Annotated in this window: 17 protein-coding genes and 1 tRNA gene; 10 read left to right on the forward strand and 8 right to left on the reverse strand. The window is 71.1% G+C overall.

Annotated features, from left to right (window positions below):
* Window positions 1-8: 8 nt before the first annotated feature.
* Window positions 9-1535 carry a maltokinase N-terminal cap-like domain-containing protein gene (locus tag ACZ5AJ_RS00765; protein ID WP_464136245.1) on the reverse strand — a complete coding sequence of 509 codons (1527 nt, stop codon included), beginning with the start codon at window positions 1533-1535 and terminating at the stop codon, window positions 9-11.
* Window positions 1536-1568: 33 nt separating this feature from the next.
* Here ACZ5AJ_RS00765 and ACZ5AJ_RS00770 point away from each other — a divergent pair, with 33 nt between their 5' ends.
* Window positions 1569-3539 carry an Ig-like domain-containing protein gene (locus ACZ5AJ_RS00770; protein ID WP_464136247.1) on the forward strand — a complete coding sequence of 657 codons (1971 nt, stop codon included), beginning with the start codon at window positions 1569-1571 and terminating at the stop codon, window positions 3537-3539.
* 89 nt (window positions 3540-3628) lie between these two features.
* On the opposite strand, the gene ACZ5AJ_RS00775 is transcribed toward ACZ5AJ_RS00770, so the two are convergent.
* The 6 genes from ACZ5AJ_RS00775 to ACZ5AJ_RS00800 all read right to left on the reverse strand — a co-directional run bounded on the left by ACZ5AJ_RS00775 (window position 3629) and on the right by ACZ5AJ_RS00800 (window position 11572).
* Window positions 3629-4231, reverse strand: coding sequence for a LytR C-terminal domain-containing protein (locus ACZ5AJ_RS00775; protein ID WP_464136249.1), 603 nt, complete (start codon window positions 4229-4231; stop codon window positions 3629-3631).
* A gap of 94 nt (window positions 4232-4325) precedes the next feature.
* Entirely contained in the window at window positions 4326-5735 is a 1410-nt protein-coding gene (locus tag ACZ5AJ_RS00780; RefSeq protein WP_464136251.1) for a beta-N-acetylhexosaminidase, read from the reverse strand.
* A gap of 327 nt (window positions 5736-6062) precedes the next feature.
* Window positions 6063-7184 (reverse strand): C40 family peptidase, encoded by a 1122-nt coding sequence (locus tag ACZ5AJ_RS00785; RefSeq protein WP_464136254.1) that lies wholly within the window; start codon window positions 7182-7184, stop codon window positions 6063-6065.
* Between the two features lie 908 nt (window positions 7185-8092).
* A tRNA-Pro gene (locus ACZ5AJ_RS00790) sits at window positions 8093-8166 on the reverse strand.
* 44 nt (window positions 8167-8210) lie between these two features.
* Window positions 8211-9176 (reverse strand): metallophosphoesterase, encoded by a 966-nt coding sequence (locus tag ACZ5AJ_RS00795; RefSeq protein ID WP_464136257.1) that lies wholly within the window; start codon window positions 9174-9176, stop codon window positions 8211-8213.
* A gap of 2 nt (window positions 9177-9178) precedes the next feature.
* Window positions 9179-11572: a penicillin-binding protein gene (locus tag ACZ5AJ_RS00800; protein ID WP_464136259.1), complete on the reverse strand. Its 2394-nt coding sequence runs from the start codon at window positions 11570-11572 to the stop codon at window positions 9179-9181.
* Window positions 11573-11860: 288 nt separating this feature from the next.
* Between ACZ5AJ_RS00800 and ACZ5AJ_RS00805 the strand changes: the two genes are divergently transcribed.
* The 4 genes from ACZ5AJ_RS00805 (at window position 11861) to ACZ5AJ_RS00820 (ending at window position 13774) form a co-directional block, all read left to right on the forward strand.
* Complete coding sequence (locus ACZ5AJ_RS00805) at window positions 11861-12163, forward strand: WhiB family transcriptional regulator (protein ID WP_464136261.1); 303 nt, start codon at window positions 11861-11863, stop codon at window positions 12161-12163.
* A gap of 104 nt (window positions 12164-12267) precedes the next feature.
* Entirely contained in the window at window positions 12268-12438 is a 171-nt protein-coding gene (locus ACZ5AJ_RS00810; protein WP_464136263.1) for a DUF4177 domain-containing protein, read from the forward strand.
* A gap of 3 nt (window positions 12439-12441) precedes the next feature.
* Entirely contained in the window at window positions 12442-12933 is a 492-nt protein-coding gene (locus ACZ5AJ_RS00815) for a RidA family protein (RefSeq protein ID WP_464136264.1), read from the forward strand.
* Between the two features lie 19 nt (window positions 12934-12952).
* The gene (locus tag ACZ5AJ_RS00820; protein ID WP_464136266.1) at window positions 12953-13774 is read left to right on the forward strand and encodes an MBL fold metallo-hydrolase; all 822 of its coding nucleotides are present in this window, start codon (window positions 12953-12955) and stop codon (window positions 13772-13774) included.
* Window positions 13775-13904: 130 nt separating this feature from the next.
* Here the strand turns inward: ACZ5AJ_RS00820 and ACZ5AJ_RS00825 are convergent, their stop codons facing one another.
* Window positions 13905-14582, reverse strand: coding sequence for a Crp/Fnr family transcriptional regulator (locus ACZ5AJ_RS00825; RefSeq protein WP_464136268.1), 678 nt, complete (start codon window positions 14580-14582; stop codon window positions 13905-13907).
* Window positions 14583-14742: 160 nt separating this feature from the next.
* On the opposite strand from ACZ5AJ_RS00825, the gene nth reads away from it, so the two are divergent.
* Genes nth through ACZ5AJ_RS00850 form a run of 5 tightly spaced genes read left to right on the forward strand, consistent with a single transcriptional unit; the run spans window position 14743 to window position 17767 of the window.
* The gene (gene nth / locus ACZ5AJ_RS00830; RefSeq protein WP_464136269.1) at window positions 14743-15429 is read left to right on the forward strand and encodes an endonuclease III; all 687 of its coding nucleotides are present in this window, start codon (window positions 14743-14745) and stop codon (window positions 15427-15429) included.
* Window positions 15426-16148: an NUDIX hydrolase gene (locus ACZ5AJ_RS00835; RefSeq protein WP_464136272.1), complete on the forward strand. Its 723-nt coding sequence runs from the start codon at window positions 15426-15428 to the stop codon at window positions 16146-16148. Before nth ends, ACZ5AJ_RS00835 begins: the two co-directional genes overlap by 4 nt.
* Window positions 16149-16385, forward strand: a complete 237-nt coding sequence (locus ACZ5AJ_RS00840; protein WP_464136274.1) for a hypothetical protein — start codon at window positions 16149-16151, stop codon at window positions 16383-16385. It begins immediately after the preceding gene.
* A 16-nt stretch (window positions 16386-16401) separates the two neighbouring features.
* Window positions 16402-16788 carry a cold-shock protein gene (locus tag ACZ5AJ_RS00845; protein WP_464136275.1) on the forward strand — a complete coding sequence of 129 codons (387 nt, stop codon included), beginning with the start codon at window positions 16402-16404 and terminating at the stop codon, window positions 16786-16788.
* Between the two features lie 4 nt (window positions 16789-16792).
* Window positions 16793-17767, forward strand: a complete 975-nt coding sequence (locus ACZ5AJ_RS00850; RefSeq protein WP_464136277.1) for a DUF3027 domain-containing protein — start codon at window positions 16793-16795, stop codon at window positions 17765-17767.
* Window positions 17768-17791 lie beyond the last annotated feature (24 nt).

Raw genomic sequence — 17791 nt, forward strand, 5'->3', positions numbered from 1 at the left:
GCGTGCGACTAGGCGCGCTCCTCCAGGGCCAGCGCGCGCTCGCCGATGCGCTCGAGAGCGCTGAGGGGGATGTCCAGCCAGTCGGGGCGGTTCCGTGCCTCGTAGAGCGCCTCGTAGACGGCCTTGTCGGCCTCGAAGGCGCTCAGGAGCACCCGCAGACGGGCGGTGTCGGCGCGGGTGTCGAGCCCGGCCTCGTGGACGTAGCCGGCGAGGAACGCCTCCCGGGCACGGCCCGCCCACCGAGCGGCGTCGGCCGGATCCGTGCCCTGCTCGCGCTCGACGGCCGCGGCCGCATAGTCCAGGCTCCGCAGCATCCCGGCGACGTCCCGGATGGGGGAGTCGGGCCGCGTCCGCTCGGCGAGCGGACGCAGGGGCTCCCCCTCGAAGTCGACCAGCACCCAACCGCGGCCCGGGGCGGAGAGCACCTGCCCGAGGTGGAGGTCTCCGTGGATGCGCTGACGGTCGGGCCATGCGACCTCGAGGCAGGATCCGTAGAGGACCTCGAGCGCCGTGCGATGCGCGGCGACCTGGGGGACCGCTGCGGCGACCTCGTCGATGCGTCGGATCATCCGGCCGACGGCGGCCGCCGCCTCGGACGGCGGGGTGGGGCAGGTGCCGAGCGCCTCGGCGAGACCGCGGTGGACCTCTGCCACGGCGGCGCCGAGATCGCGCACGGACGACGAGACGTCCTCGCCTGCGGCCGCCGATCGAAGCATCGTGCGCCAGGCGTCCTCCACGCCGGGGAGGAACTCCTGGGCGAACAGGGCATGGCCGCGCAGCGGGCCGACGGAGAGCCGCGCGGAGCCGACCGCGGTGGGCACCCGTGTGCTGCCCGCCTCGCTGAGAGCACCCTGCAGCACGACGTCGGGGTTCTCGCCGTCCTGCAGGACGCGGAAGACCTTGAGGATCACGGGCGGGACGCCGCCCTCCTCGACCACGATCGAGGAGTTCGACTGCTCGCCCGAGAGCAGGCGGCTGCGGGCATCGGGGCTGACGGGCAGATCGGTCCGCGAGAGAAGTCCGGAGGGGGAGAGCTCGAGCGATTCGCCCTCGATGGGCAGCGTCCTCAGCAGGAGCGCGGTCACGGCGGCACGGCCGTCGGCGTCGCGCAGGGCGTCGACGACGAGCAGCCTGCCGGGACCATCGAGGATCCCGATCCGGGCTCCCAGCTCCTTCCTATCGGACCCGTCGGACCCGTCGGACCGGTCGAGACCGTCGGCCGCGCCGGAGCCTCCGGGACTGTCGGACTCGTGGACCGGGCGCAGCACGAGCGGGATCTGGTAGAGCGCGCGCCCGACATCGGTCGTCACCTCCACGACGGTCCAGCTGACGGAGTGATCGGGGGACTCGAGGAGCGTGGCGGTGCCGACGATCTCCAGGTGGATGGCACCGTCGCCCTTGTGGGCGAACCAGCGCTGCGCGGGCATCCAGGCCTCGAGCGCCTCGACGAGGGGGCGGAGGAGAGCGCGATCGGTGCGGAGACCCCGCGCGACGAGATCGGGGACGGCTGCGGGCACGGCGTCCTGGGCATCCATGGACCCACACTACGTGCTTGTTACGCTGGTGCGGTGCTCGAGTCGACGCGTCAACGCAGGCCGCGCTCCGTCCGGCAGGCGCTGACGGTGCGCGGTGCCGCTCTCGCGGCCGCGGGGCTCCTGACGGTCTGCACCGCGCTGCCTGCGTCGGCGCTCGGTGAGTCCGGTCCTTTCGATCTGCCGCTCGAGAGCAGCACCGTGAGCCTGGTGCCCGGCGCGGTCACCGTCGTGCCGCTGCTGTCCCTGATCGATGACGCCGATCAGGACGACCTCGAGCTCGAGACCGCCCGCCTCTCCGTGCCCGAGGACCTCGACGACACCGAGAAGGGCCTCATGGAGCTCGAGGACGACGGCCGCACTCTGGACGTCGCCGGAGAGGGCATCTGGTCGCTGATCGACGACGACCTCGTCTTCACGCCGGTCGAGGGGGTCGAGAACCCGTCGCTGCCGGTGGCCCTAAGCATCGCGAGCTCCTCCACCGGCCGTGCCTCCGAGCCCACCGAGATCGTCCCCGAGGGTCTCGAGCTCGCCGAGATCAGCGCTCACTCCTCGGCCGGCGCCCAGGTCGGCATCGACCTGTCCTCGAAGGTCGACGTCCCTGAGGGCGGCGCCGTGGAGCTCACGCTCGACGGGCTCAGCCCGGGCTCCACCGTCCTCTCCGACGGCAGCCGGCTGACCGTTCCCGATGAGGGGACCTGGCAGCTCTCCGCCGACGGAGCGACCCTGACCTATCTCCCCGGCAGCGCACGCCTCGGCTACCAGCCCACACCGGTGCGCTTCGTCGTCGAGGACGAGGAGGGGGCGGCCGTCGGCGCCGGAGAGGCCTCGCTCACCGTCCCGATCATCTCCGATCTGTACTGGTCCGCTCCCTACGGCCAGGACATCCTCTTCTCCCTCTCGGAGCAGCAGCAGTACATCGATCCGTCGACCCTGGAGCTGAGCCCTCAGGCGGGCGACTCCTCGGAGACCTCGGATGACGGCACGCGCGTGGAGATCCCCGGCCAGGGGGTCTGGACCCTGGACCGCGATGCTCAGACCGTCCGGTTCTCGCCGGAGAGCGAGGACGTGCGCCTGACCGCGCCGATGGAGGTGCTCGGTGCCGACGAGGACGGCAACACCTCGCTGCCGGGCATCCTGCGCACCGCCTACCCGGTGATGGTCGACCGCGCCATGAGTGCGACGCCCGGCAATCCGGTCGTCTTCGACCTGACCCTTGATGTGCGCGACGTCCGCTCCGACTCGATGGTCTTCGACGCGTCCGCGCTGCCGGAGGGGGCCGAGCTGTCCGACGACGGCCTGACGCTCTCCGTGCCCGGGGAGGGGGTGTGGACGATCGAGCTCGACGCGCGCACCGCGACCTTCACACCCGAGGAGGGCTTCACGGGGACGGCGACGTCGGTGCGCATCGCGGGACAGGCCGTCTACTCCGACAACCGGACCTCGGCGGCGCTCGAGGCCGTCGTCTCCGACGTCGTCCCCACCGCTCGTGACGACGAGGCCACCACCGCACCGGGCACCCCGGTCGTGGTGGACGTGCTCGGCAACGACACCGCCGGCAGCGCCGCCCAGCCGCTCGACGAGGACACCGTGACCCTCAGCTCGCTGTCGGCGACGAACCTCTCGGAGCTCGACGAGGGGGAGGGCAGCCGTCTGGTGATCCCGGGGGAGGGCGTCTACTCGATCGCCGCCAACGGTGCCGTCAGCTTCGACCCCGGTGACAGCTTCACCGGCCGCACGACCTCGATCGACTACCACGTGCGCGATGAGGCCGGGGTCCCCGTCTCGGCGACCCTGTCGATCGAGGTGGACCCCGCGCTCGCGGACGCCGAGCCCCATCGGGCCGACACCGGGGGCATCAACTCGCTGCTGGTGGGTCTCATGCCGGGCTCCCCGGGCACCGCGGTCGTCTTCGGCACCATCGTGGTGCTCATGCTCTTCGGCGGAGGAGTGTCGCTGTGGATCGGGGTCGCCATGGAGCGCGACCGCCGCACCTGGGACGACTGACCCCCGTAGGCTCGGAGGCTCGAGCGACCGAGTGCTCGAGCGACCGGGTGCTCGAGTGACCGAGTGCCCGAGTGCTCGCGGCCGACGACTCAGCCGCAGCCCTCCGGCATCTCCACCGGCGCCTCGAGCGCGCTCTGCGCGGCGGAGGAGTCGGCCAGTCCCTCGAAGTCGTCCCCGATCAGCAGGTCCACCGTCGTGTCCTCGCGGTCGTCGAGGCTCAGCGTCGCGTCGCCGACCTGCGCGAGCAGGGACTGGGCGGCGAGATAGCCGTCGGGCCCGTAGACGATCGTGGCGATGTCCCCGGCCTCGCGCGTGTTTCCGACCTCGCCGGCCGTGTATCCGCGCTCGACGAGCTCCGCGGAGGTGCTGCCGGCGAGCCCGCTGCGGGAGGTGCCGTTGTAGACGTTGACGGTCACCTGGTCGGGCGCCAGGGGTATCGCGCCCTCGTCGGGGCAGCTCGTATCGGGTGCGACGTCGCTGAAGTCCTTGACGGTGATCTCCCCGGGCTCCGCCGAGGGTGCGCTCAGCTCCCGGATCGCGTACACGCCGACGCAGATGATCGCGATCACGAGCACCGAGAAGACGATCAGCTGGGTGATGCGCACGCGCCGCACCCGCCCCAGGCGCTGATCCCGTCGACGGACGTCGTCGGCGGAGCGGCCGTAGGGGTGGGTGCGGCGCGGTTCGCTCATCTCTGCTCCTGGTGCTCGTGGACAGAGGGATCGGAGATCACCTGGTCACGGGGTAATGGGATCCCGTGACCCCGCGGTCCACGAGGCCGCAGGGTCACTGCAACGGACGATAGCGGATTCCGAAGGCGTCCAGGCGCGGAAGATGCGCGCGCACCCGCTCCTCGAACTCGGCGAAGCTCTGCTGCGGAGAGCCCCAGGCGCGCTCGGCGACGGCGCACAGGCGCGGATAGGCCATGTACTCGACCTGCGCCGCCGTGGGCATGTACTCGGTCCACAGCTGGCCCTGGATGCCGATGACGAGCTTCTCCTCGTCCTCCGTGAGGGGCTTGGGGGAGAACTCGGCGGTGTAGATGTCCTCGAGGGTGGTCAGACCCCCGATGGCCAGCGGCTCCAGCTTCGGATCGGCCTGGTAGCGGTCGAGGTAGAGGTGCTCGTTGTTGGCGATGATGGTCTGGAAGCCGCGGGACGTGGAGGTCTTCAGGCCGTTGCCGTGGCGCCAGTTCATGACGACGGTGTCGTCGGGCAGATGGGTGTCGAGCACCTCGTCCCAGCCGATGATGCGCTTGCCGAGGCTCCCCAGCAGGTCGGCGGCGAACTGGGTGAACCGGCCCTGGATCTCGGAGACGCGGGTCAGGCCCCATTCGTTCATCCGCTCCCGGGCGTCGTTCGAGCGCTCCCACTCGACTCGCGGGCACTCGTCGCCGCCGATGTGGACGTAGGGCGCAGGGAAGATCTCCGCCACCTGCGTGAGCACGTCGCGCAGGAAGTCGAAGACCTCGTCGGAGACTCCGAGGACGTGGTCCGAGATGCCCCAGACCTCGCGCACCCCGATCTGCTGCGCGGGATTGTTGCCCAGCTGGGGGTATGCAGCGATCGCGGCCTGCATGTGTCCGGGCAGGTCGATCTCGGGGACGACCATGATCCCGCGGGTGCGGGCGTGCTCGACGAGACCGCGCAGCTCGTCCTGCGTGTAGAACCCGCCATGGCGGACGCCGTCGAAGGTCCAGGTCTCCTCCGGGCCGTCCATCCGGCCGACGAGGGTCTGATCGCGCCAGGCGCCGACCTCGGTGAGCTTCGGATAGCCCTTGATCTCGACGCGCCAGCCCTGGTCGTCGGTCAGGTGCAGGTGCAGGACGTTCAGACGATGCAGCGCCATCGCGTCGATCAGCGCCTCGACCTCCTCGACGCTGCGGAAATGCCTCGAGACGTCGAGATGCATGCCGCGCCAGGCGTACTTCGGACGATCGTGGATGGCGACGCAGGGGATCGAGCCGCCGGCATCGGAGACGATCTGGGCGAAGGTGTTGCGGCCGTCGGCGAGAGCGGCCTCGCTGCCGGCGGTCAGGTTCGCGCCCTGCGGGGAGATCGACAGCGTGTACTCGGCCGCAGGGAGATCCTCGGAGAGGCCGACGGACAGGCCGTCCCAGGGCGAGTCGGTCTCCCAGGCCCCCTCCGACCAGATCACGGACTGCGGCAGCGGGACGAGGGCGATGGGGTCGGGCATGAGGACTCCTGAGGCGTCTTCGGGATGCTCTGTCGGAACTTCTCGGAAGAGCTCGTCGGGCTCTTCGCGTCAGTCTGCCACGGCGGAGGGGCCGACGGGCGCCCGTCGGGGCGTGCCGCGAAGAATTCTGAAGCCGGGTTGCGGAATAGGGGGGCGGTGGGCACGGACTCGAAGGGACCGTGCATCGGACATGACGGAGCCCGGTCGGCGGATGTGCCGACCGGGCTCCATCGCGTCGCCCTGCTCCTTCCCGGTGATGCATGCGCATCGAGCAGGCCGCCGCTGGCCGGTGACGCCCGTCTGACGGGCCTTCGCCGGCGGGGTCCGTCACCGATAGGTGACGAACACGTGGGGGGAGTCCCAGATGCTGCGCTCGACGACCCGCTGGCGCGAGCCTGAGGCGTCGATGATCTTGCCGTTGCCGGCGTAGATCGCCACGTGGCCCCAGTCGTTCGCGCTGAACGCGACGAGATCCCCGGGCTGAGCCTGCGACTGCGAGATGATCGTCCCGCCGAAGGTGTAGCCCTTGGCGGTCTTGCGCGAGATGTCCACGCCCGCCTGGTTGTAGGCGTAGTAGACCAGTCCCGAGCAGTCGAAGCCGGCGGACGGCGAGGAGCCGCCCCACTTGTACCCGACGCCGAGCTGCGAGCGCGCCGCCGAGACGATCGCCGATCCGTTGATCGAGCTGCTCGAGGTGCGATCGGAGTCCCGGTCGGCGCTCGAGGAGGAGATCCTCACGTCCGAGTACAGGGCGTTCCAAGTCTTCGAGCCGACCACGCCGTCCACGCCGATCCCGGCGGCCGACTGCAGGCTGCGGACCGCCGACAGGGTCTTGGACCCGAACACGCCGTCCACGCTCAGCGAGGCACCGCGCGCGTTCAGCTGCGTCTGCAGCGTCTTCACGGCGCTGCCGCGATCCCCGCTGCGCAGGGTCGACTGCGAGGAGGATCCCGTGGAGCCGGAGGAGCCGGAGGAGCTCGACGACCCGAGGGCTCCCCAGGTCTTGGGGCCGACGACGCCATCGACGGCCAGGCTCTTGGAGGACTGGAAGCTCTTGACGGCCTTGAGGGTCTTGGACCCGAAGACGCCATCCTTCGCGAGGGAGGCTCCATGCGCGTTGAGCTGCGACTGCAGCTCCTTCACGGCGCTTCCGCGCGCTCCGAGTCGGAGCTTCACGGAGGAGTAGCTGGTGGCGGGGGCCGCGGTCGTGCCGGTGGCCGGGGCTGTGGCGGAGCCCGCCGCGGCCGGGGTGGTCGTGCCGCGGACGGCGGTCGTCGTCGGGGCCTGCGCCTCGGCGGAACCGGCGCCGTGGAGGGCGGCCGCAGCGGTGACCGCGCTGAGGACGGCGACGCCCCCCGCTCCGCGGCCCACCGGGGCGGCGAGCCCGCGGTAATCGATGACGGCAGGACCGGGAGCCCGGTGCGTGCGTCGTGGAACGGTGCGGAACATGTCCGGGTGTCCTTCTCTCCGGCGCCTCGCAGAATCGACGGCAGCACCCGTGGGTGGGCTCGTCCGGACTGCGCCCGCCACCCAGGGAAGAGGAGGAAGTGGCCGAGGCGGTGGCGGGTGAGCGGCACCTCGGTCGATGCCCCACACAGGCGGCACCTCGGCCACTGTACGTGCAGGTCACGAGCGTGGCATACGGGGCTTTAGGTCGCCCGACCCTCACCTTTGCCAAACTTTTGCCAGAATTCCGGGAAAATGCACTGTGTTGCCGTGAGTAATGGCGGGGGAGAGTGGTAATCACACGCGTGGTATTCAGTCTGCCCTGCTCCGAAGATTCGCCCGATCGTGCCGGTTCGCCCCATTCGTCCCTTTCGCGCGATCGACCCCGTCAGCCCCATTCGCGTGATCTGTCCCCCTCGCCCCGTCCATCCTGCTCGCCCCGTCGGCCCCGCTCGTCCCGCTCGTCCCGTCGGCCCGTCGGCCCGTCGGCCCGTCGGCCCCGCCAACGCCGCCAGCGGGCAGTGTCCGTCTACCGCCGTTCAAATGGCGTTCAAACGGTGGTAGACGGACATTGCTCCACGGCATTGGCAGATGACGCTGCTGGCCCGCCGGCGTCCGCCCGCGTCCGCCGCGTCTGCCGTGTCTGCCGTGTCCGCCGTGCCTGCCGCGTCCATCGCGTCCGCTGCTTCGACGGTGACACGCCTGAGTCGCACTCACGATCTGGCCCAAGACTCCCGACAGGGCTGGCGAGGTCGAGAGGAGGGACGCGGCGACCGGGGGGAAAGAGGAGCGGGAGAGGTGCGGGGAGCAGGAGAGGGGCGGCGACCGGAGGGGAGGAGCGGGGAGGGGAGACGACGAACGGGCCGGAGCGTCTGCTCCGGCCCGTTCGCCGTGGTGCTGTGCACCGTGGGTCGGGGTGACAGGATTTGAACCTGCGACCTCCTCGTCCCGAACGAGGCGCGCTACCAAGCTGCGCCACACCCCGAGGGTGATCGCCAAGGCGAGCACCAGGTTCGGAGCCGAAGCTCCTCACCGAGGAACAACATTAGCAGGGGTCCAGCGGTGCTCTTCGCCATCGGACGAGGTGCGGGCCCGCAAAGTGAGCAACGTCGCCTCCGGCGGCGTCAGGAAGCGGAAGTCCGAGTACGGGCTGGCACCCAGGCCTGCGCTCACGTGCAGCGGCACGCCTGCATGCTCGGAGAGCCCGCGCGCCTTGCCGCGAGGCAGGTCGCAGTTGGTCACCAGGGCGCCGACCACGGGCAGTCGCAGCTGCCCGCCGTGGGTGTGACCCGCGAGCATGAGGTCGGCGCCGTCCGCCGCGAAGGCGTCGAGCACGCGGAGGTACGGGGCGTGCGCGACGCCGATCCGCAGCACGCTGCCGTGCTCGGGCTCCTCGGCCTCGACGGCGGCCGGCATCTCGTCGCGCTCGAGGTGCGGGTCGTCGACGCCCACCAGGCGCACCTCGAGGCCTCCCAGCTCGATGGTCGCGCGGTCGTTGCCCAGATCCTTCCAGCCGTGGGCCGAGAGCCCCTGGGCGAGCTCCTCGGTCGGAAGGTCGATCTCCTCCCGCTCGAGGAAGCCGTCCGGCCGCGGGTCGGGCAGGAAGTAGCGCAGGGGGTTCTTCGGCGCGGGCGCATACAGGTCGTTGGAGCCCATCACGAAGGCGCCGGGCACCTGCAGGAGCGGATCCAGCGCCTCCAGCAGCTCCGGGACGGAGGCGGCCGCGGAGATGTTGTCCCCGGTGTCGATCACCAGGTGCGGGTGCAGTGCCGCCAGATGGCGCAGGAAGGCCTTCTTGCGCTCCTGCCCCGGCATCAGGTGGATGTCGCTGATGTGCAGGATGCGGATGGCGCGGGACCCGGGAGGTAGGATCCGCAGCTCCGCCTCCCGCAGGGTGAAGCGGTGGATCTCGACGTGACGGGCCCAGATGTGGGCGCCCGTCGCGGCCGCGACCCCCGCCGCGCCGATGGCCGTCGCGACGGTGGTGCCGCGCACGGTCACGGCCCCGTGGACTGGCGGATGGTCACGGTGGACCCCTCGTCCAGCCTGGTGCCGGCCTTGGGGTCGGTCCCGATGACGTACCACTGGCCCACCGACGAGGACGACTCCTGCTCGACGACCACCTCGTAGCCGCTCGCCTGGAGCGTGGACTGCGCCTCGGAGAGCACCATGCCGGAGACGTCGGGCACCGTGCCGTCGGACGTCGCGTCACTGCCGTCGGGCTTGTCCGGAGCCTCGGGGAAGGACTCGCTCGGGAGGTCCTTGCTCGCGTAGTTCATGAACTCCTGCCAGGTGGGCAGGGAGACCGTGTTGCCCCAGACGCTGCCTTCGCGCAGGTACTCGCCGTCGACCGAGAAGCCGCCGGGGCGGACGTTCGAGTTCGGGTTGCCGAACCAGACTGCGGTGGAGAGCTGGCGGGTGAACCCGACGTACCAGGTGTGGTACTGGGATCCCGAGGTGCCGGTCTTGCCGCCGGCGTCATGGCCGTCGATGGTCTTGCCCTTGCCGGTCGCCCTCGGATCCTCGAGGTCCTGCTCGAGCACCCAGGCGATGGTGTCCGCGACCTCCTTGTCGACGACCTGCTCGCACTGCGATCCGGTGATCTCCATCGGCTCGCCGTCGGAGTCGAGGACCTCGGAGATCGCCTGCGGCTCGCAGTAGACGCCGCCGTCGGCCCAGGTGGCGTAGGCCGAGGCCATCTGCAGCGCGGAGATGCGGAGCTCTCCGAGCACGAGCACCGCCGGGGCCAGCTCGGTCCCGTAGATGTCGGCGATGTCTGCGTCCCAGGTCTCCTGGTCGTACGGGTTGTAGGTCGCGGGGACCACGCCGAGGGACCGGGCGGTGTCCGCGATGCTGCACAGGTCGAGCTGGCGCGCCATGTTCGCGTAGACGGTGTTGACCGAGAACTTGGTGCCGTTGAGGACCGTCTCCATCGCGTTCAGCTTCACCGAGACGGCGTTGTCCGGGTTGTATCCCGGGTTCTCGTACCAGCGGCCCCTGTCGAGGCAGCTCGCCGGGAAGGTCGACATCGTCTGGCGGCGGGTGCTGATGGTGTCGTAGATCGAGTTGCCGCTCTCGAGCCACTGCTGCAGCACGAACGGCTTGAACGTCGAGCCGACGGGGAAGCCGGAGGATCCGCCCATCGCCTCGGAGACGTTGTAGTTGATCGAGGTCTCGCCCGGACCGGCGTCCGCGTAGGGGTTGTACGAGCGGTTCTGCGCCATCACCAGGATGTTGCCGGTGCCCGGCTCGACGGTGACGATGCTGTGGCCGAAGCCGCTCTCGGAGGTCGAGGACACCTTGCGCTCGAGGATCGACTCGGCCTCGGACTGGAGGTCGGGATCCAGGGTGGTCCGGATCGTCAGGCCGCCGCCGTAGAGCAGCTTCTGGCGCTCCTCGTAGGTGTCCGCGAAGGACGGATCGTTCAGCAGCGAGCGCGTGACGTAGTCGCAGAAGAAGCCGCTGCCGCCGGCGTCGGCGCACCCGGCCGTCACGTTCTGCACGTCCAGCATGTCCTCTACGGGCTGGGCGGAGTACGTGTCGTAGTCCTCCTGGGTGATGAAGTCCTGGCCGAGCATCGCGGCGAGCACCTCGTTGCGGCGCGTCTCCGCGGCCTCCGGGTGGCTCACCGGGTCGTACTCGTTCGGACCGTTGGTGATCCCTGCCAGGAGCGCTGCCTCGCCGGGGTTGAGGTCCTCGGCGCTCTTGTTGAAGTAGTGCTCGGCGCCCGTCTCGACGCCGTACTGGGAGGGTCCGAACTGGGCGACGTTGAGGTACGCGTTGAGGATCTCGTCCTTGGACCATTCCTTCTCGAGGGAGATCGCGAGCTTCGCCTCGCGCAGCTTGCGCCCGTAGGTCTGCTCGGTCGCGGCGGCGATGTCGTCGTCGTCCCCTCGCTGGACCGCATCCATGAGCAGGGCGTTCTTGACGTACTGCTGGGTGAGGGTCGAGCCTCCCTGGGTGTCGCCGCCCGAGGCGTTGGAAATCAGGGCGCGCGCCGTGCCCTTGAGGTCCACACCGCCGTGCTCGTAGAAGCGTCTGTCCTCGATCGCGATCACCGCGTTCTGGACGTTCGGCGAGATCTCCTCGAGCGGCACCATGATGCGGTTCTGCGAGTAGAACGTCGCCAGCAGCGTCCCGTCGGACGCCTCGATGCGGCTCGCCTCGTTCAGCGGCTCGACATCGAGCTCGCTCGGGTAGGACGCGAACAGGTCCACGCCGTCCTCGGCGACCGCGGAGGACGCCGAGACCGCCGGCAGGAAGAACGCAGCCATGAGGATGCCAGCGAGGATGGACACGGCGACGATCCCCAGCAGCAGGTACACGGTCTGCGCCAGGGCGACGGGCAGCGAGCGCACGGCGCTGGGGCCTGAGGACGTGGAACGAGCCATGGTTCCACCCTACGGGCAGCGGCTGTGCGGATCCATGTGACGCACCACAGCGGCATGATCCTCACCGAGATCTTCACGAACGCGGGGCGGGCGCTGGGCGGCGACCGGGAGCGGCCCCATCAGCGGCCTCCGGCAGCGGGGTCCGGCAGTGGACCTCGGCAGCGGACCTCGGCAGCGGGCGCTCCGCAGACCGCTGCGCAGGGACCTCTCGTTTTGCACTGTGGCATGGGTCTCCTTACAGTGAGCAGAGACCGCACGAGTCGACGACGATTCGCAAAGGGGATGTCAATGAGCATCGGGGCTCTCCCGACCACCGAGGACCAGAGCTGGGCGGCGCGCGGCGCCTGCACGACGATGGATCCCGACGGCTTCTTCGTCCAGGGGACCGAGCAGCATCAGATCAAGATCGCATGCGCCTCATGCCCGGTGCGCACCGAGTGCCTCGCCGATGCGCTCGACAACCGCATCGACTTCGGCGTGTGGGGCGGCATGACCGAGCGCGAGCGCCGGCGCCTGCTGCGTCGGCATCCCGAGGTGAGCGACTGGTCGGGCCTGCTGAGGCGAGCGTCCCAGGAGGCCGTCGGGAGCTGATCCTCCCGCGGCTCCTGCGCGTCCTCGCGGAGGGGGCCGACGCCGCACGGGCATCCGGCCGGACGGTCCCCTCGGGCGTCGGCGGAGGCCGGTAGGCTCAGCCCATGAGCACCGTCACCCGCTGGGAGTACCTGACCGTCCCGCTGCTGATCCACGCGACCAAGCAGATCCTCGACAACTACGGCGAGGAGGGCTGGGAGCTGGTCCAGGTCGTCCCCGGACCGAACCCTGAGAACCTCGTCGCCTACCTCAAGCGTCCGCTGGCCGAGGGCTGAGCGATGGCGGCGACCGTGAACACCTCCTCCCGTGTGCGAGCCCGCATCGCCGAGCTCGGTCTCGAGCTGCCGTCGGTCGCGGCGCCGGTCGCGGCCTACGTCCCGGCGGTCATCAGCGGGGATCACGTCCACACCTCGGGTCAGCTGCCGTTCGTGGACGGCGCGCTGCCGACCACCGGCAAGGTGGGCGCGGAGATCGACGCCGACGGCGCCGCGCATCTCGCGGCGACCTGCTGCCTCAATGCGCTGGCCGCGGTGGAGAGCGTCATCGGCGACCTCGATCGGATCGTCCGCATCGTGAAGCTGACCGGCTACGTGGCCTCCGCACCTTCGTTCCATGGCCAGCCCGCCGTGATCAACGGCGCCAGCGAGCTGCTCGGCAGCATCTTCGGCGAGGCGGGTGCGCATGCCCGCAGCGCCGTCGGCGTGGCCGTGCTGCCGCTGGACTCTCCGGTCGAGCTCGACCTCCTGGTCGAGGTCTCGCCGGGCGCCTGAGCGGAACGGGGAGCCTGGCATGGGTGAGGACGCTCCCGAGCGCGATCCCGAGGCCCCGCCCGTCGAGCTGATCGCGGTCCGCGCGAGCAATCCCGGGCCGATGACGCTCGCGGGGACGGTCAGCCGCATCATCCGTGACGACGGCCAGGTGTGGGTGGTCGATCCCGGTCCGAAGGACCCCGAGCACCTGGCGGAGCTGCTCTTCCGCTGCGGCGACGGAGCGCGTCCGATGGGTGTACTGGTCACGCACCGGCATCTGGACCATACGGCCGGTGCAGGGACTCTCGCCCGGCAGCTGAGCGCCCGCAGCGGTCGCGAGGTGCCCCTGTGGGCGGCGGACCCGTCGGCCGTCCCCGGTGCACGTCCCGCGCCCGCCGCCCTCGAGGGCGACAACGGCGTGGCCGCCCATGTCATCCACCTGCCCGGGCACACCGCGGACTCCGTCGGCGTGCTCGTCGACGGCGGGCGCATGCTGACCGGCGACACCCTGCTGGGCGGGTCCTCCACGGTGATCGTCCCTCGGGATGGTGGGAACCTGAGGGAGCATCTGCAGTCGCTCGCGATCCTGCGGGCCATGGCGGTCGACGGCCGCATCGCCTCGCTGCATCCCGGTCACGGGGACGACATCGAGGACCCGCTGAGCGCCCTGCAGGCGATCGAGGATGCCGTCGCGCACCGTCACGAGCGCATCGAGCAGGTGCGTCGTGCCCGCCGCGCGGGCGTGCTCACCATGGATCGGCTGCTGCGCGCGGTGTACGGCACCGAGCTGCCCGAGGAGCTCCGCCAGCCCGCCGAGTGGAACCTGCGCGCGACCCTCGACCATCTCGCCTCCGAGGGCTGAGGGCGGGGCCTGCGGGGGCTGACGACGACGGGGCGTCCGCTCGCCGAGGGGGAATCCCCTCCTGGCGACGGACGCCCCGTCGAGTTGCAGGCAGGCCGGAGCCGGCGGACCGGGTCGGCCCGCCCGGCGGTCAGCGTGCGCGGCGGCGCAGGCGCTCGATGTCGAGCAGCAGCACGGCGCGGGCCTCCAGGCGGATCCAGCCGCGCGAGGCGAAGTCCGCGAGCGCCTTGTTGACGGTCTCGCGGGAGGCGCCGACCAGCTGGGCGAGCTCCTCCTGGGTGAGGCCGTGGGCGACCATGACGCCGTCGTCGGTCTGGCGGCCGAAGCGCTGCGCCAGGTCCAGGACGTTCTTGGCGACACGACCGGGGACGTCGGCGAAGACGAGATCCGCGAGCGACTCGTTGGTCTTGCGCAGTCGACGGGCGAGGGAGGCCAGCAGATGGCGGGCCACCTCGGGGCGCTGGGCGAGGACCCGGTACAGGTCCTGCTGGGAGAGCGAGTACAGGGTCGACTCGGCGACGACCGTCGCGGTCGCGTTGCGCGGCGCCGGGTCGAACAGCGAGAGCTCGCCGAGGGTCTCGCCCGGGCCGAGCACAGCGAGCAGGTTCTCCCGGCCGTCGCCCGAGGCATGGCCGACCTTGACCTTGCCCGAGCCGATGATGAACAGGCGGTCGCCGGGGTCGCCCTCGCGGAAGATCACCGCGCTGCGGTGGTAGTCCTCCTGCTTCATCGACGCCAGCACGGCCTGCTTGCCGTCCTCGTCGAGCGCGGCGAACAGCGGCGACGACCGTACGATGTTCTCGTCCACGGATCCTCCTGGTGATGGGGCCCCGTGATCGCCGGGACCGTGCTGTCTTCCCATTGTGACCGATCTGACGCCACGCGGTGGGCGCAGTCACACGTTGTGGGAAGGGTATCGCGCCGCGGGTACTGTGACCTGCCGTCCGCCGTCCGAGGAGGTCGTGTCCGTGTCCCTCACGCCCCGTTCCGGCGCTCCCGAAGCGCCCGTGGGGAGCCCTGCGGACGCCGCCGAGGTCAGCCGCCGGCTTCGCTCCGAGTTCCCCGATGCCCGCACTGAGCTGGATCATCGCGACGCCTTCGAACTGCTGGTCGCGACAGTCCTGTCGGCCCAGACGACGGACCGGCGTGTCAACTCGATCACTCCGCAGCTGTTCGCCGAGCATCCGGACCCCGAGACCCTCGCCGCGGCGGACGTGGACCGTGTCGCCGCCGTGCTGAGGCCGCTCGGGATGGGCGCCACCCGGGCGCGTCGCATCATCGGGCTCGCCCGGGATCTGGTCCGCGACCACGACGGCGAGGTGCCCGACGACCAGGCCGCCCTCGAAGCCCTGCCAGGGGTCGGCCGCAAGACCGCTCACGTCGTGCGTGGAGCCTGGTTCGGCCACGAGCTGCTCGCGGTCGACACGCACGTCGGCCGCGTGTCACGCCGCCTGGGGTGGACCGCGCAGAAGGACCCGCGGGCCGTCGAGCAGGACATCCTGGACCGGGTCGAGGCCGACGGCGCTCCGCCCGATCTGACCGTGCTGTCGCTGCGGCTGATCCTGCACGGGCGACGCGTGTGCACGGCGCGCGCACCGGAGTGCGCCGTCTGCGTCCTCGCCGACATCTGCCCGAGCGCGGGAGCGGTCGCATGAGCGGTCGTGCGAGCGGCGGCGTCCCCGGTGCCGGCGAGATCCCCGGAGCCGGGAGGGTCCCCGAGTTCCTCGTGCCGCTCGCAGAGCGTGCGCGAAGCGGTGACGGCGTGCTGCTGGACCGCACCGATCCGCGGGCTCCGCAGATGCCGCCGCGCGGACTTGAGCGACGCAGCGCCGTGCTCGTGCTGATCGCCGGACAGAGCCTCGAGGGGGCTCAGCTGGTGCTCGAGGAGCGGGGGCATCGGCTGCGTTCCCAGCCGGGCCAGTTCGCCCTGCCCGGCGGCGGCTGCGATCCCGAAGACCCCGACGACGTGCGCACGGCGCTCCGGGAGGCCCGCGAGGAGACCGGCCTGGATCCCTCCGACGTGGACGTGCTGGGCGCGTTCCGACCGATCGCCATGCCGTGGCGGGGGCAGCGGGTCACCCCGGTCCTCGCTCGCTCCGATGCGCGCCCGGAGCTCGGCGTGCAGGACCCTGTGGAGGTGGAGCGGGTCGTGTGGGCGCCGCTGACCGGCCCGGACTCGCTGACCGATCCCGCCTGCCAGGCCCATGGCCGGCTCGGGGACATGCCCATCGGTCCGGTCTTCGAGCTCCCGGGCGATGTGTTCGTGTGGGGCTTCACGGCGATGATCCTCGAGAAGGTCCTCGAGGGGCTCGGGCTCGGCCCCGTGGCCCCGTCGGCCCCGGAGCGCATGATCCCGGCGGAGAGGCGTCGCTGAATGCCACCGACCGCCGAGGCCGCCGAGGCCGCCGACGGGTTCCGACGGCTGCGAGGGGGCGCGGTCTTCGGGCTGCGCGGCGCCTCGGTCGTCGGGCTGCCGGTCGGCTCCGGGAGGGCCCTCCGGGTGCATCGGCGGACAGGGTTCGCCTGTAGACTCGTCGGTCGCGCGGGGTTCCCCGCGCGCGACACCGCCCGGGCCGGCATGCGCCGCCCCGGGTCGACCACTGACCAGTAGACAAGGCGGGATACAGGTGCCACGCGGCAAGGTGAAGTTCTACGACGCCGAGAAGGGCTTCGGCTTCATCCTCGATGATGAGGACGGACAGAGCGTGTACGTGCACGCCACGAATCTGCCCGAGGGCGTGACCACGCTGCGTCCGGGCATGCGCGTGGACTTCGACATGGTCGACGGCCGTCGCGGCCCCCAGGTGCTCTCGCTGCGCGTGATGGATCCTGCGCCGTCGGTCACCCGCGCTCGTCGGCCCCGCCCTGAGGATATGGCCACCATGGTGGAGGACCTGATCCGCCTGCTGGACGATGCCTCCAACGGCCTGCGGCAGGGGCGCTACCCCGACCGCGGCCATTCCCAGAAGATCGCCACCGTGATGCGCGCCGTCGCCGACAACTTCGAGGCCTGAGCAGATGACTCCTCCGACCACCGCCCGCCGCCCCCGCACCGCGCGCCCCAAGCTGGATGCTGTCGCCGCGGCGGCGATCGAGCTCGCACGCACGGCCCTCGAGGACGTCACGGAGCCGGGACAGGTCGGGGAGCACCTGCGGGCGGAGGCGAGCGGGGACCGTCTGGTCACGCATGTCTTCGAGTGCACGATGCCGGGCTACCGCGGCTGGTCCTGGGTCGTGGTGCTGGCTCGGGCGCCCCGCGCCAAGGCCGCCACCGTGACCGAGACGGCGCTGCTGCCCGGAGAGGATGCGCTGCTGGCGCCCGCGTGGGAGCCGTGGGCGGAGCGTCTGCGGCCCTCGGACGTCGGTGCCGACGATCTGCTGCCGTACAAGGAGTACGACGAGCGTCTCGAGCAGGGGTACGAGGCCACGGGCGAGGAGGACGAGGACCGCGTCGCACTGTGGGAGCTGGGGCTCGGCCGCGAGCGGGTGCTCTCCCCGCAGGGGCGCTCCGAGGCTGCCGAGCGCTGGATCGAGGGGGAGTTCGGTCCGCGGCCGACGTCGGAGCGCCGCCGTCGGGGGACCGTCGCGGCGACGTGCGCGAGCTGCGGTTTCGTCTCGCAGCTGTCGGGGTCGCTGCGCGGTGAGTTCGCGGTGTGCACGAACGAGTGGTCGCCGGCCGACGGGCGCGTGGTGCATCTGGGCTTCGGCTGCGGCGCCCATTCGGAGACCGGCAAGGAGGATCGCTCCGCCGAGATCCAGCGCTCCGAGGGTGTGATCGTCGATGAGCTCGAGGTCGTCTTCGAGCAGCCCGAGCCCGCCGAGGACGCGCCCGCCGGGGACGCGAAGGATGCGTCTGCCGGGGACGCGAAGGATGCGTCTGCCGGGGACGTGAAGGACGCGATGCCGGATGCGCAGAGCGACGCGACGGCGGACTCTGCTGGCGATGCGGAGTCTGCTGGCGATGCTGAGGCAGGTCCGGCCGACGCCGAGTGAGGCTCCGCTCGGCGGCTGGCGAGT

The sequence above is a fragment of the Brachybacterium zhongshanense genome, from assembly GCF_055385755.1.